The sequence below is a fragment of the Kitasatospora sp. NPDC127121 genome, from assembly GCF_042677305.1.
GTDB lineage: Bacteria > Actinomycetota > Actinomycetes > Streptomycetales > Streptomycetaceae > Kitasatospora.
The window spans coordinates 432,361-446,602 of sequence record NZ_JBHXTQ010000001.1; the positions used below are offsets into that span (position 1 = coordinate 432,361).

The 14,242-nt window shown below is 71.6% G+C and carries 12 protein-coding genes; 8 read left to right on the top strand and 4 right to left on the bottom strand.

Translation table 11 applies throughout. The features are described 5' to 3' along the window. Window positions 1–4: 4 nt before the first annotated feature. Window positions 5–1,189, bottom strand: coding sequence for a M20 family metallopeptidase (locus ACFVHI_RS01755; RefSeq protein WP_380334683.1), 1,185 nt, complete (start codon window positions 1,187–1,189; stop codon window positions 5–7). 165 nt (window positions 1,190–1,354) lie between these two features. Here ACFVHI_RS01755 and ACFVHI_RS01760 point away from each other — a divergent pair, with 165 nt between their 5' ends. The 8 genes from ACFVHI_RS01760 (at window position 1,355) to ACFVHI_RS01795 (ending at window position 9,924) form a co-directional block, all read left to right on the top strand. Next, complete coding sequence (locus ACFVHI_RS01760; RefSeq protein ID WP_380334690.1) at window positions 1,355–2,446, top strand: Lrp/AsnC family transcriptional regulator; 1,092 nt, start codon at window positions 1,355–1,357, stop codon at window positions 2,444–2,446. A gap of 204 nt (window positions 2,447–2,650) precedes the next feature. Continuing rightward, the gene (locus ACFVHI_RS01765) at window positions 2,651–3,481 is read left to right on the top strand and encodes a hypothetical protein (RefSeq protein WP_380334693.1); all 831 of its coding nucleotides are present in this window, start codon (window positions 2,651–2,653) and stop codon (window positions 3,479–3,481) included. 167 nt (window positions 3,482–3,648) lie between these two features. Next, window positions 3,649–4,494, top strand: coding sequence for a PIG-L family deacetylase (locus ACFVHI_RS01770; RefSeq protein ID WP_380334696.1), 846 nt, complete (start codon window positions 3,649–3,651; stop codon window positions 4,492–4,494). Window positions 4,495–4,694: 200 nt separating this feature from the next. Continuing rightward, window positions 4,695–4,997 carry a hypothetical protein gene (locus ACFVHI_RS01775; RefSeq protein WP_380334699.1) on the top strand — a complete coding sequence of 101 codons (303 nt, stop codon included), beginning with the start codon at window positions 4,695–4,697 and terminating at the stop codon, window positions 4,995–4,997. Window positions 4,998–5,292: 295 nt separating this feature from the next. Beyond that, complete coding sequence (locus ACFVHI_RS01780; protein WP_380334702.1) at window positions 5,293–6,171, top strand: oxidoreductase; 879 nt, start codon at window positions 5,293–5,295, stop codon at window positions 6,169–6,171. A gap of 264 nt (window positions 6,172–6,435) precedes the next feature. Next, window positions 6,436–7,263, top strand: coding sequence for a lipase family protein (locus tag ACFVHI_RS01785; protein WP_380334704.1), 828 nt, complete (start codon window positions 6,436–6,438; stop codon window positions 7,261–7,263). Between the two features lie 317 nt (window positions 7,264–7,580). After that, window positions 7,581–8,615, top strand: a complete 1,035-nt coding sequence (locus ACFVHI_RS01790) for an SMI1/KNR4 family protein (RefSeq protein WP_380334707.1) — start codon at window positions 7,581–7,583, stop codon at window positions 8,613–8,615. 73 nt (window positions 8,616–8,688) lie between these two features. Continuing rightward, window positions 8,689–9,924, top strand: coding sequence for an epoxide hydrolase family protein (locus ACFVHI_RS01795; protein WP_380334710.1), 1,236 nt, complete (start codon window positions 8,689–8,691; stop codon window positions 9,922–9,924). A 115-nt stretch (window positions 9,925–10,039) separates the two neighbouring features. Here ACFVHI_RS01795 and ACFVHI_RS01800 read toward each other — a convergent pair whose 3' ends face one another. The 3 genes from ACFVHI_RS01800 to ACFVHI_RS01810 form a co-directional block, all read right to left on the bottom strand. After that, window positions 10,040–11,242, bottom strand: a complete 1,203-nt coding sequence (locus ACFVHI_RS01800) for an alpha/beta hydrolase family protein (protein WP_380334713.1) — start codon at window positions 11,240–11,242, stop codon at window positions 10,040–10,042. A 212-nt stretch (window positions 11,243–11,454) separates the two neighbouring features. Continuing rightward, on the bottom strand, window positions 11,455–12,849 hold the full coding sequence (locus tag ACFVHI_RS01805) for an alpha/beta fold hydrolase (RefSeq protein ID WP_380334715.1): 1,395 nt from the start codon (window positions 12,847–12,849) through the stop codon (window positions 11,455–11,457). A gap of 184 nt (window positions 12,850–13,033) precedes the next feature. Beyond that, on the bottom strand, window positions 13,034–14,221 hold the full coding sequence (locus ACFVHI_RS01810) for a helix-turn-helix domain-containing protein (protein ID WP_380334718.1): 1,188 nt from the start codon (window positions 14,219–14,221) through the stop codon (window positions 13,034–13,036). Between the last annotated feature and the right edge of the window lie 21 nt (window positions 14,222–14,242).

The following is a 14,242-nucleotide window of genomic DNA, read 5'->3' on the forward strand; positions in this document are numbered from 1 at the left end:
GGGCTCAGGCCGCGAGACGGCGGGTGGCGAGTTCGGCGTAGAGCGCGGCCCCGTCGGGGAGCACCGCGTCGTCGAACTCCGCGTAGGGCGAGTGGTTGACCGGCAGGTCGTCGGGGTCGGTCCCCTTCGGGGCGGCGCCGAGCCACACGAGCGATCCCGGCACGGCGTCCAGGACCCGGGAGAAGTCCTCCGACCCGGTCATCGGGTTCGGCATCGGCTGGAAGCGCTCCTCGCCGAAGACCTCCCGGACGGTGTCCGCCAGGAAGTCGGTCTCGGCCCCGTCGGTCACGGTCACCGGGTACTGGGGAAGGAACTCGACCTCGGCCCGCAGGCCGTGGGCGGCCGCGATGGCCCTGACCAGCTCGACCGTGGTGTCGGCGACCTTGGACTGCGCCTCGGCGGAGAAGGTGCGCACGGTCGCCTCGAAGTAGGCGGTCTCGGGGATGATGTTGCGCTGGGTGCCGGCCTGGATCAGCCCGACGGTGACCACCACCGGATCGAACACGTCGAAGCGGCGGGTCACCATGGTCTGCAGGGCGGTGACCATCTCGCAGGCCGCCGGGATGGGGTCCTTGGCCCGGTGCGGCACCGAACCGTGGCCGCCCGCACCGTGGACGGTGACGTTCAGCGCAGCGGAAGCGGCCATGATCGGCCCGCGCCGGGAGCCGAACTCCCCGTGCCGCATGGCCGACGACACGTGCAGGGCGTAGGCGGCGACCGGGCGCCTTCCTGCCGCGTCGAGCACGCCCTCGGCCAGCATGGCCCCGGCCCCGTCCCACCCCTCCTCGCCCGGCTGGAACATGAAGACCACGTCGCCGTGGAGCTGTTCCCGCCGTGCGGCCAGCAGGTGTGCGGCACCCGCGAGCATGGTGGTGTGCAGATCGTGTCCGCAGGCGTGCATGGCCCCGTTGTCGGCGGCGAACGGCAGCGGGGCCTTCTCGGCGACCGGCAGGCCGTCCATGTCCCCGCGCAGCAGCACCGCCGGCCCCGGTCGGCCGCCGCGCAGCACCGCGGTGACCGAACTCAGCGCCGAGCCCTGGCTCACCTCCAGCGGCAGGCCGTCCAGGGCCCGCAGCACCCGCTCCTGGGTGCGCGGCAGGGCCAGGCCCAACTCGGGGAACCGGTGCAGGTCGTGGCGCAGCCGGACCAGGTCCGGGGCCAGAGCGAGAGCGTCGTCGTGCAGGGACACGGGCACCTCCGTCGATCCCGCGCGTGGCGGGAACTTGTGCAGAGCGATCTTGTTCCGTGATTCTGGATCTCGCGGCGGGATTTGCCCGCGATTTCGCAGGATCACGCCACCAGGAGGCCCTTCGATGCACGAATCCACCGGCAGCCGACGGTGACCGGCTCCGAGATGCCCGACACCGCGACGACCGGCACCGAGGTGACCGGCACCGCGACGACCGGCGCCGAGGTGACGGTGGACGAGCTGGACCTCGCCCTGGTGAACGCGCTGCAGCTGCGGCCCCGCGCACCCTGGTCGCTGCTCGGCCAGACCCTCGGGATCAGCCCGGTCACCGCCGCCCGCCGCTGGCGCCGACTCTCGCAGGCCGGGATCGCCTGGGTGACCGCCTACGGTCTGCCGCACCCCGAGGACCGCGGGTGCGTCGCCTACCTCGACCTCGACTGCGCTCCCGGCCGGCTCCGGCAGATCGCCGACGAACTGGCCGAGGACCCGCACGTGATGAGCATCGAACACGTCGCCCAGGGCTGCGACCTCGTCGTCACCGTGGCCTTCACCGACCTGGCGACGGTCTCCCGGTACACCGCCGAGCGGCTCGGCCCACTCCCCGGGGTCAACGCCGTCCGCGTCCACCTGGCGACCGGCTTCTACGCCGAGGGGATCCGCTGGCGACTGGACTCGCTGGACCAGGCCCAGCGCGTGGAACTGCACGACGATCACCTGGCCGGCTACGGGACGCCGTCCGGCGTGCGAGCCGAAGTCCGGGAAGAAAACCGGGAGTTGCTCATCAGACTGGGCGTCGACGGCCGCCTCGGCCAAGCCGAGCTGGCCGCCGCCACCGGGCTCAGCCCGTCCACGCTGCGCCGGCGCCTCGACCGGCTGGCCGCCTCCGACGCGATCCGCTTCCGCTGCGAGATCGCCGCCCGCGACGCCGGCCGGCCGGTCCTGGCGACCTTCCGGGCCGACCTCCCCCCGGAGCGGCTCGACGAGGTCGGCCCCCAGCTCGCCAGACTCCCCGAGGTCCGGCTGTGCGTGTCCGTCACCGGCCCGCACAACCTCCTGCTCTCCGTCTGGCAGCGCTCCCTCGCCGACGTCCAGCGGCTGGAAACCGCTCTCGCCCGCAGGTTCCCCGACCTGCGGGTGGCCGAGCGCCGCGTGTCGCTGCGCACCGTGAAGCGGATGGGCCGAATCCTCGACGGGGACGGACGCGCGGTCCGCGCCGTTCCGCTGGACATCTGGCGGGATCCGATCCCGCTCTCCTGACGGCCGTTCAGGTCGGTCCCTGCTGCAGCGCGCCGTCACCAGGAGCTGCGGGCCGCCTCGCGCAGGCCCGGCGGCCCGCCCGTGTGTTCCGGCCATTTCCGGGCGTAGGCGCCCGTACCGGCCGCCCCGGTGGGCAGGATGGCCGACGGCCCGCGCCACTGCCCGGCCGGGCCCCGCAGACCGATCGGAAGGCAGGGACCAGCCATGCCCACGAGCGCACGGCGATGCACCGTGGCGGCGACCGTCTGCGCCGCACTCATCGGCGCAGTCGGCCTCCTCGCACCATCCGCCCAGGCCCAGGCCCCGACCTCCGTACCGGCACCGGCGACCGTGTCGTCGGCGGCGGACCGGCCCCGGGACACCACCACGCCCCCGGGCACCGAGGGACAGTCCACCACGGTCACCCGTCCCGACGGCACCCAGGCGCGGTTCGCGGTCTTCTCGACCGCCGACGGCACCGGCGGGACCATCTGGTACCGGACGCAGTCGTCCTCCGGCGGCCCGTTCGGCGCCTGGAGCCAGGTCAACGGCATGAGCCTCAGCTACCGGAACCAGGTCCTCACCGCCGCCGCGGACGCCGACGGCGCCCTGGAGGTGTTCACCATCGGGTACCAGTCGTCGGTCCTGGTACGGATGCACCAGGCGGGCCCGGACGGGCCGTGGTCGGCGCCCGAGCCCTTCGGCCCCGCCGGGGGGCTGGTGCCGAGGTTCTTCGGGGTGCCGGTGGCCTTCCAGCGGGCGAACGGCACGCTGGCCTTCTTCGAGGTCTACCAGGGCTCGGCCAGCCCGCAGTTGTACGTCAACGAGCAGAGCACCCCCGGCGTCTGGGGCTCCTGGACCAACCTGGGCACCGGTCCGCTGTCGGAGGCGGTGGCCACCCCCTCCTCCGTCATCGAGGCGGCCGACGGGAGGCTGACGGTGCTCGCGCACATGTGGAACGGCCCCTCGTTGTCCGCCGAGATCTCCGAGCAGGCCCCGGGCGGCGCCTGGGGCCCCTGGCGCGACTGCCGCAACGGCGGCTGCACCACCGGCTGACCGCCGGCGGCCACGCCCGGAAGCTCCACGTGGCGGCCGGGAGGCCGAACACACCGCCCCCCACCGGGATGCCCGGCGGCCTCGACCACCCCCGGGCCCGAGCCGCCCGAGGCGCTGGCGCAGACTGGGAGACGAACACCCGACCGACCGACCGGAGGACGACACCCATGGCCGACCGGCCCCTGACGCTGATGGCAGTCCACGCCCACCCCGACGACGAGGCCACCTCGACCGGCGGCGTCCTCGCCCGCTACGCCGCCGAGGGCATCCGCACCGTCCTCGTCACCTGTACCGACGGCGCCTGCGGCGACGGCCCCGGCGGCGCCAAGCCGGGCGAGGAGGGCCACGACCCCGCCGCCATCGCCGAACTGCGCCGCCAGGAACTCGAAGCCAGCTGCCGGATCCTCGGGGTCGACCACCTCGAACTGCTCGGCTACGGCGACTCCGGGATGATGGGCTGGCCCGCCAACGACGCTCCTGGATCGTTCTGGAGCACCCCCGTCGCCGACGGCGCCGCCCGGCTCGCCGACCTGATGCTCCGCTACCGGCCCGACGTCGTCGTGACCTACGACGAGAACGGCTTCTACGGCCACCCCGACCACATCCAGGCCAACCGCATCACCATGGCCGCCCTCACCCAGGCCGCCCTGACGCCCAAGGTGTACTGGACCACGGCGCCGCACTCGATGATGCAGCGCTTCGGCGAGCTCATGCGCGAGTTCGGCACCGACGGGGGCGACGGGGGCGACCCGGAGCCCACCGGGGAGGCCGTGGAGCTGCCCCCGATCGGGCTGCCCGACGAGGAGATCACCACCTGGGTGGACGCCACCGCCTTCGGCGGGCAGAAGTACGACGCGCTGCTCGCGCACGCCAGCCAGGGCGAGAACATCTTCTTCCTGAAGATGGGCCGGGAGCGGTTCACCGAACTGATGGGCGTGGAGACGTTCGTCCGGGTCCTCGACACCACCGGCGCGGCGCTGCCCGAGAAGGACCTGTTCACCGGCCTGCGCTGAGCCCCAGAGCAGGCCCGGGGCCTCGGACTGAACGATGCAGGCCACGCCCGGAAGGGCGTGGCCTGCATCGCTCCCGCTTGGGGGCAGTTGGCGAGGAATGAGCCTCGGGGCCGATGGCCGCAGCTTCCGTCGTCGTCGCGCAAGGGTCGGACGTCATGGGTCCGGACCCGACACGACCCCTGATCGACAAAGATGAGCGCATGGACAGCGAACCTCTACAGATCCCGCTCGATCAGCTCCGACGCGCCTTCGAGCTGGCACTGCACCACATCGAAGCCTCAGCCGGCAGCACAGTAGCCGTCGAACGTGACTACTTCTGGTCCGTCCCCGGCGACGAACTCTACGACGTCCCCAACGAACCGAAGACGATCACCATAGGGCAGCTCTCCGAGTCCTGGCACCACCTTGAGCACCTACTCACCGACCCGGACCGGATCGTGGGCTACCACCTGGTCTGGCTCGCCGACGTCCTCCGCGCGATCGGACAGGACCACGTCGGATAGCCATCGCCCCAGCCAGCGAGGCGGTGCCGGCGCCGGCACCGTGATCTCTGAAGGTTGTCGAAGTCGATGGCGCCGAGCATCAGCGGGCTGTAGTAGGCCAGGCATGGCGTGTCCGCCCCTGCGGGGCTGCACTCGGTGAGGATGCCGATCAGCCGGGGTGTCCCTGCCACGCCCAGGAACACCGGGGTGCCGCCCCGCCCACCCCCGCTCCCCCAGAGTTAGGAGTCACGCCGGGCTGTCCACGAGCATCCGATTCGTCGGCCCCGGCCTCAGCGAAGCCGACGAAAGGCACGACGTGACCACCAGCGCTCCCGGCGGCACCCTCACCCTGGCCCCCGACCTCGCCCTCAGCCGGATGGGCTACGGCGCCATGCAGTTGGCCGGCCCCGGCGTCTTCGGTCCCCCCAGGGACCGCGACCAGGCCTTGGCGGTCCTGCGCGAAGCCGTCGAGCTGGGCATCACCCACATCGACACCAGCGACTACTACGGACCGTTCGTCGTCAACGAACTCATCAAGGAAGCCCTGCACCCCTACCCGGCCGGACTGCACATCGTCACCAAGGTCGGCGCCCGCCGCGACGAGACCGGCGACTGGATCCCCTCGCAGGAACCCGCGGACCTCAAGGCCCAGGTCCACGACAACCTCCGGCACCTCGGCCTGGAGGCCCTGGACGTCGTCAACCTGCGCCTGGACTCGGTGGAAAACATCTCCGATGCGCCCATCGCCGAGCAGTTCGGCGCCTTGGCCGACCTGCGCCGTCAGGGGCTGATCCGCCACCTGGGCATCAGCGGCGTCTCCGACGCCCAGCTCACCGAGGCGCAGGCCATCGCCCCGGTCGTCACCGTGCAGAACCTCTACAACCTGGCCAACCGGCAGGACGACTCACTCGTGGACCGCTGCGCGGGCCAGAACATCGCCTTCGCCTCTTTCTTCCCCTTGGGCGGCTTCAGCCCGTTCCAGTCCCAGGTGCTCAACGATGTCGCCGCCCGTCTCGACGCCTCCCCGCAACAGGTCGCACTGGCCTGGCTGTTGCAGCGCTCGGCAACCACCGTCCTGATCCCCGGCACCTCCTCCGTCGCCCACCTGCGCGAGAACATCGCCGCGGCCGACCTGGTGCTGCCCGCCGACGCGGTCGCCGAACTCGACACCATCGGCTCCGCGAGATCGCGGTAGTCCTCAACGCGGCTGGCAGCGCTGCCACTTCGACTTCGCCGACGTCACGCCGATCATCGGGGACCACGGCCGTCGAGCCCATGGGCGGTGTTGCGAACGCCGCGGATCCCGCGCCCGGCGGCGGTTCCCGCACAGCCCGCCGGGATCCGGGTTCCGCCGCGGTTGCGCCCGTACGGGTGGCCTTCAGCGCTTCCGGCTCCCCTCCGTTCGCATACGGCACTAGGTTGCTGGGCGACCCGCTGGCCCGCTTCCCGGAGGACACCGATGGCCATCCCCGCTCTGGACCACTCGACGACCCGCTATTCCCTCCCCCACGCCTACTGGATGGCGCAGGCCGCCGGACTGGCCGTGCTGGACCGGGTCGGCATCGAGAACAAGGCCCACGCCTGGGGCTTCGACGAGGTGCGGCACTTCGAGTCGACGCACCAGATGCCGTTCCCGATCGAGGACACCCAGGCCTACACCATGGCCAGCGACCGCATGATCGTCACCGGCTTCCGGGGCACCGAGGTCCTGAAGATCTACGACTGGCTCACCGACGTCAGCACCCCGCCCGTTCCCGGACCGGCGAACAAGGGCTTCGTCCACTACGGCTTCCACCAGGCCCTGCGGTCCGTCTACCCCGAGATCCGCGACACCATCCGGGGACTGCGCACCAACGGGCAGAGCGTCTGGTTCACCGGCCACAGCCTCGGCGGCGCCCTCGCCATGCTGGCCGGCGCCTGCTGGTACTTCGAGGAGCCTCGCCAACTCCCCGACGGCGTCTACACCTTCGGCCAGCCCCGCACCTGTGAACGCCTTCTCGCCGCCGCCCACAACACGGCTTTCAGGGACCGCTGCTACCGCTTCGTCAACAACAACGACATCGTCCCCCAGCTCCCGCCCGAGCCGGCCTTCACCCACGTCAACGCACTCCATTACTTCGACGCCGACGGAGAGCTCCACGAGGCCATGCCGCTCATCGCCGGGCTGAAGGACCGGGCGAAGGGCTACCGCCAGGACATGTTCGCCCCCGAGACCGACGGCATCAAGGACCACCACCTGCGCAACTACCTCGCCGCGTTCGAGAAGAACCTCGCCACAGCCGCCTGATCGCAGGACACCCGGGGCCGACCCCACAGGGCCGGGCCCGACCCGACGTCCGCTCCACAGCCCAACGGGAGGCTGCGGCGGACGGCGAGGAGTCCGGGCTTCGTGGGCGAAGCGGCCGTGACCGGCACGGGGTCTGCACGGTGTCCTGCTTCGCCCGGAGCCGGGTTGATGTCTCGTTGGGCCGACCACCTCGCCGCCCATCAGTACGGCTCAGTACGGCGACGCGTCAGTGCCGCCTGACTCTGCCCTTCTCCGAAGCCGCCGTCGGCCGGGCATCGAACGTACAATCGCCGGACGAGTAGGTGCGGGAGGGCGCAGTGGGACACTTCGAGGGCTTCGACGTCACCGGGTTCTGGGACGACTCGGCCTACGCGCTGGAGCAGTACGTGGAGGAGGCCCCACCCTCGCCGCAGCTGATCGCGTCCTTGGAGGAGGAGCTCAGCGGATACCGTCTGCCCGACTCCTACATCGCGCTGATGACCGCGCACAACGGCGGCACCCCGGCCCGGACCTGCTTCCCCATGCCCGAGGCGACGTCCTGGGCCGACGACTACATCGAGATCACCGGAATCCGGGGCGTCGGGCGGACTCGTCCGCAGTCGCTCGGCGGCGAGTTCGGCAGCCGGTTCTGGATCGACAGGTGGGAGTACCCCGACATCGGTGTCTACTTCGCCGCCATGCCCTCGGGCGGCCACGACATGCTCGCCCTCGACTACCGCGCGTGCGGCAGGCACGGCGAGCCGACCGTGGTGCACGTCAGCCAGGAGGCCGACTTCGCGATCACCTTGGTCGCGGAGAACTTCGAGGCGTTCGTCACGGGCCTGGTCGACGAGTCCGTCTACGACACCTCGGAGCAGGACCGGCTCGCCGACCTGGCCGCGGTGCGCGACGGCAGCTTCTCCCCCGTCCTGCTGCGCGCCTTCCGCGAGGTCGCGGACGTTCTGCCCGACGCGGACCGGCGAATGCGGGCGCTCGCCGAGGCCCTCGTGCACGACAAGGGGTTCTTCGCCCTGCACGCCGACGCGCGCTCCACGCTCATGTACGACTACCTGTTCTGGCTGTTCAGCAGCTTCAACCGGGTCGACTCCTTCGAGCGGTACCTCAGAACGCCTGCGCAGGACGAGCCTTCCTACGCGCTGCCGGACTACGGGCTCATGATCGCCTTCGGCCTCGAGTCCGAGCAGTACGGCTTCCGCACCGGCGGATACGCCCCCGGCTTCCTCGAGGACTGGTGGAACTCCCGTATCGCCTCGGGTCAGATCGTCGAGACTGCCGACGGCTATCGGTTGACCGACGCCACCATCACCACGCTGCTCGACGGACTCGCCACCGTGGCCGGGCAGGACGGGTAGCCGTGTTCGCCGGGCCAGTTGGTGCCCGTCCGGCGGCGGCACCGCTTCCTCCTCCCCGGAAAGGAACCACGCCATGACCGCCCCGCACGCCTTTCCCCTGAAACCCACCCCGATCCATGTGCCCGACGAGGTCCTCGACGATCTGCGCACGCGTCTCGCACTGACCCGTGCCCCGCTGGACGAGGGGAACGAGGACTGGTCCTACGGCGTCCCGGACAGCTACCTCCGTGAACTGGTCGCCTACTGGCGGGACGGGTACGACTGGCGCAAGGCCGAGGCCGCCATCAACGCCCACGAGCACTACCAGGTGAGCGTCGGCGGCGTCCCGGTGCACTTCCTGCGCAAGCCCGGCCGCGGCCCCCACCCGATCCCGTTGATCCTCACCCACGGCTGGCCGTGGACGTTCTGGCACTGGGCGAAGGTGATCGACCCGCTCGCCGACCCGGCCGCGTTCGGCGGCGACCCCGCCGACGCGTTCGACGTCATCGTGCCATCCCTGCCCGGCTTCGGCTTCCCCGGCCCGCTCACCGGCTTTCCGGACGTCAACTTCTGGAAGGTCTCCGACCTCTGGCACACCCTGATGACCGAGACCCTGGGATACGGGAAGTACGCCGCCGGGGGCTGCGACATCGGCGGGATCGTCTCCAGCCAGCTCGGCCACAAGTACGCCGACGAGCTGTACGGCATCCACATCGGCTCCGGGCTGCCGCTCGACTTCTTCACCGGCCCCCGCGCCTGGGACTTCGCCCGGAACCGGCCCCTCACCGACGACCAGCCCGCCGACGTCCGCGCCCGCACCATCGAGCTGGACCAACGCTCGGCGTCCCACCTCGCCGTGCACACGCTCGACGGCGCCACCCTGGCCCACGGGTTGAGCGACTCGCCCGCCGGACTGCTCGCCTGGCTGCTGGAGCGGTGGAACGCCTGGAGCGACAACGGCGGAGACGTCGAATCCGTCTTCACCAAGGACGACCTGCTCACCCACGCCACGATCTACTGGGTGAACAACTCAATCGCCACGTCGATGCGCTACTACGCCAACGCCAACCGCTACCCCTGGACCCCCGCCCACGACCGCACCCCGGTCGTACAGGCCCCGGTAGGCCTCACCCTCGTCACGTACGAGAACCCGCCCGGCATCCACACCGCCGACGAACGCGTCCGGGCGTTCAGGACCGGCCCGCAGGCCGACTGGTTCAACCACGTCAACGTCAACGCCCACGACCACGGCGGCCACTTCATCCCCTGGGAGAACCCCGACGCCTGGGTGGACGACCTGCGCCGCACCTTCCACGACCGCAGGCCCTGAACAGCCCTGCGGGCTCGCCCGGCGACGGGCCGGGCGAGCGTTGCCCCGCGCGTTGCCCCGCGCGGGGGCGGGCGCGGGGCGTGCGCGGGGGCGACGGCGGGATCAGACGGTGGGATCAGGGGTGCTGGAAGGCGACCTCCGGGTCGGCCGGTGACGGGCCGTCGAGCAGTGGCTGCGGGATGCCACGCAGGTGCAGGTCGAAGAAGGCCCCGACGTAGGCGCGGGTGATCTCCTCCGCGCGCTGCGCCGGGATCGGCACGGCGGGGCCGGCCACGCCCAGCTGTGCGGCGAGGACGGGCAGGTCGGTGAAGCTGGAGTGGTCGGAGCCGGCGATGGTCAGCCACCGCTTCCAGCCGTCCAGGCGCGCCCAGTCGCGGTCCCAGCTGGTGTCCGCGCCGCCCGGGCTGTGGTTGGCCAGGGTGCCGAACATGAGGAAGGGGCGGCCCTGGAGGCCGGTGGCGGGGACCGGCGCGAGGAAGGTTCCGTCCATGTTCACCCCGGCTCGTACCCGGTCGTCAACAGCCATGGTCGCGGCGGCGGCGTCACCGCCGATGGAGTGCCCGGCCATGCCGATCCGCCGCGGGTCGATCATGCCGGCGTATCGCCACGGTGAATGACGGTCGGTCAACTGATCAACGACGAAGGAGAGATCCGTGGCCCGGCTCCGGGCTATCGCCTCCAGAGCGTCGAGGGTGGGGGTCTGGTCGCAGACGGCGCAGGTGCGGGTCCGTCCGTCGGGGAAGGTCACACCGGTGGACTCGTAGGTGTGGTCGACCAGCGCGACGACGTACCCGCGACTGGCCAGGTCCTCAGCGAGGCCGGTGAGGGTGGCGCGCGGCAGCCCGAGGCCGGGCGAGAGCACCAGCAGGGGGAACCTGCCGCGCTCCGGCCGGGCGTCGGCGTGCGCGTAGGTGCGGGTGCCGCCGAGTGCTTCGGCCGGGACGGCGCCGCCCTGAGCCGCCTGCTGAAGCAGCAGCCGGGCCTCCTCGGTGGTCATGTAGGGGGCCGGTCCGCCGGTCCCGGGCCGGGCCGGGTAGTACGTCGACACCATCAGTTCCCGGGCGCCCGCGGCCGGCACCCAGGGATCCCGGCGGTGCTGGTCGACGAGGTGCAGGGTGCCGCGTCCGATCGCGTGCGGACCCGTCGGGCGGGGCAGCTCCAGCTGGACGCCGGACCTGTCCGAGGCTGCGGAGGGGGCCGCGGAGGGAGCTGTGGCGGAGGGCCCGGGCGCGGCGAACGCCGTACCCGCTCCGATGATCGGCAGCGGCAGGACGAGCGTGAGCACGGCGGCCAGGGCAGCACGACGGATTCTGGTCATGCCGGCGACGCTAGTTCGCGGGCGCAGTAGTTGACATCCCCTCAGGGGAGGACGGGGAAGGGGACAAGGCATCCCAGCGGAGGAGGGCCGGGCATCCCAGCGGAGGAGGGCGGACGGGCCGGCGCAACAGGCGGGCCGGCGCAACAGGCCGGATGGGCCGCGGCGGCGGGCCGTTCCGTCCCCCGTGCGGAACGGCCCGCCGACGGCTCCCGCTACTTCAGCAGGAAGTCGTACACCGCCTGCCGTCCGGCCGGGTTCGCCGCCCGGTTCTGCACCGAGTGCGCCGCCCCGGGCACGATCACGATCTGCGGGTCGCGTGCCAACTCGGCCTGCTGGTAGAGCACTTCGTACGGCGTGGACAGGTCCCGGTCGCCGCCGAGCAGCAGCACCGGCACGTCCGGCAGCTTGCGGCGTTCCGACGGCGCCGGCGGCACCTGCTCGCGCGGCCAGTCGAGGCAGACCAGGAGGCTGCCGAGCCCGGTCGCGGTCGCCGGGTCGTACGGCCAGGTCTGCTCGGCGGTCAGCCGCTGCCGGGTGCGCTCCAGCGCCGCCGCGCGGCCCGCGACCGGGGTGTCGGTGGTGCCCCACGGGAAGCGCGAGTCGGCGCACAGGGCGGCGGAGTGCAGCCCCTGGCTGAGCTCCTCGGCCGAGGCCGCGTCGACCTGTCGGCGGACCAGGTCGAAGAAGTCCTGGAGCTTCGCGGGCTGCCCGGCGGCGGCCTCGTGCAGGATCTCCGGGACCCCGCCGTAGTTCGGGTCGATGAACTCATAGCCGGTGAGCGCGCTCAGGATCTGCGCCCCGTTGCCGTACCGCCGAACCGTGGCGGCGAGGTCGGCGGCCGGGTCGGTGGTGCAGCCGGTGGCCTGGCAGGCGGCCCGCAGGACCCGGGCGCTCGCGGGCAGAGCGGCCAGGTCGAGGGGGTCGAAACCCTGTTGCGGCACCACCGAGTCGAGCACCAGCCGGGCCACGTGCGCCGGGTGGGCGAGCGCGTACCGCTCGGCGACGAAGCTGCCGTACGAGACGCCGTCCAGGGTGAGGCGCCGGTCGCCGAGGGCGCGGCGCAGCAGGTCGATGTCGGCGACGGTGTCCGCCGTGCTGTAGTGGCGGGCGTTGGGGCCGAGGGCGGCGGCGCAGTCGGCGATCGACTGCTTGCGCGGCAGGGCGAGGTCGGAGGAGCCCATGTCCTCCTGGAGGCCCGGGCACTGGAGCGCGCCCCGGCCGGTGCCGCGCTGGTCGTACATCACCAGGCGGTAGTCCTTGAGGACGGGCTCCAGCTTGCCCGCCATCCGCTTGATCGCCGGGACGCCGGGCTGGCCGGGGCCGCCGGTGAGGAACAGCAGGTCGCCCTTGGGCGCCGTGGTGTTGCCGGTGACGGCCACCTCAAGGTCGAGGGTGCCGGGGGTGGCGCCGCTGTGGTCGAACGGGACGGTGAGGGTCCCGCAGCTGAACTCGGGTGCGTCCGGGCAGGGCGCCTGGCCGGTGATCCCGCCGACGCGGGCCGGTCCGGCCGTGGCGGCGAAGCCGACTGCGGGGGTGGCCAGGGTGGTGCCGGCGACCACCGCGACGGCGCCCAGCAGGGCGGCGATACGGCCGCGCGTGCTCGTCATGTTCGTCCTTCCGCTCGCGCCGCGTCCGTGCTGACGCGGTCACGGAACCAGCCTGCGCCCCGGGGCTCTTCGACGGGGAGCGTTCGGGCGGGATTCGACCTGAACGGACCGTGCGCGACCGGCCCCGCCGGCCGATGGCACCAGGCCCCATCCCCTCCTGAGCGCGGCCCTCGCCATGCAAGCCTTAAGACGCCAGCCCTGCCCGCTTCGCCATAGCGAGCAGACCGGGCTTGGAGCGTTGGTGCATGACGATCAGCACCCGCAGCACTTCGCGACCCATCGGGTGTATCTGTGCCATCTGCGGAGCGACGGCATGGGCGGCGTTGAGAGCTTCCTCGGCACCGGCGTAGTCGCGCACGGCCAACCGGGCGCGTGCAACGTCGATGTACAAGCGGCCTAGGCGGTTTGGCTTCAACCCCGCGGGTGGGGATGCGATCAGTGAACCGGACATCTGGACAGCGCGGTCGGGGGCGTCGAGTTCGACGTGGGACGCCAGCTCGTACAGTGCGGTGTTTCCCCGGCCGAACGTCAGATGGTGCTGCACCAGGTCCCTGCCGTCCGGAAGCGTCTCGGCCAGGGTCCATGCGTGCCGCAGGTGGTCACGGGTGGCGTTGGCGTCCTTGGCTCTCGACGCCAGCACGACGCCGCGCAGATGGAGAGAGCCGAGGTGGATGGTCCGAAAGGGGCCACTCGCGGGTACGGCCTCGTAGCGGCTGATAGCCCTCTCGATGATGGCCAACCCGTCCTCATACTGGCCAGCAGACTGGTACGTGCCCGCCTCATTCCACGCTGCTGCTGCCTCGGCAGACGGGTTCCAGGTCTGCTGTGCGGCCCACATCTGGCGAGAGACGATCATGTCGGCAAGATCGGGCTGTGCGAGTCGGTGTGCAACCGTGTACGCGCAGCTGTACACATCCGCGACGTAGCCCCATGCCGTCGCCTCGCCTCGGGAGTCGAGAGCGGAGGCGGTCGTTTGGCCGAGTAGTGCGGGCAGCATCCGCAGCAATTCCAGGTACTGAGTGCTGGCCCTCAGGTCAGCGGCGGTCTGAACGGCCCCAGTGGTCTCAGCTGGGGAGAGTGGACTCTCTCGCGGAAGAGTGTGGCGACGAACAGTGTTCCGAAGCTCGTTGAGCAGGTCCATCTGCTCGGCCGGGCCGACGAAGGGATTCCCGTAGACGCGGGCGGTGGTGACATGGAGAACCCGAGCGACGGCAGCCACCACCGGAGGGGTCGCAGGCCTGAGCCCAGTTTCGATCTTGGAAAGGTAAGAAAGCGTGATGCCGGCTTCCCGGGCAAGTTTGGCCTGACTCAGGCCGCGCGCTTTCCGGAGTACCGCGATGTTCTCACCAGCTGACGGCGCTGTGCTCCCCATGCGCTCAATCATCCCAGTTCG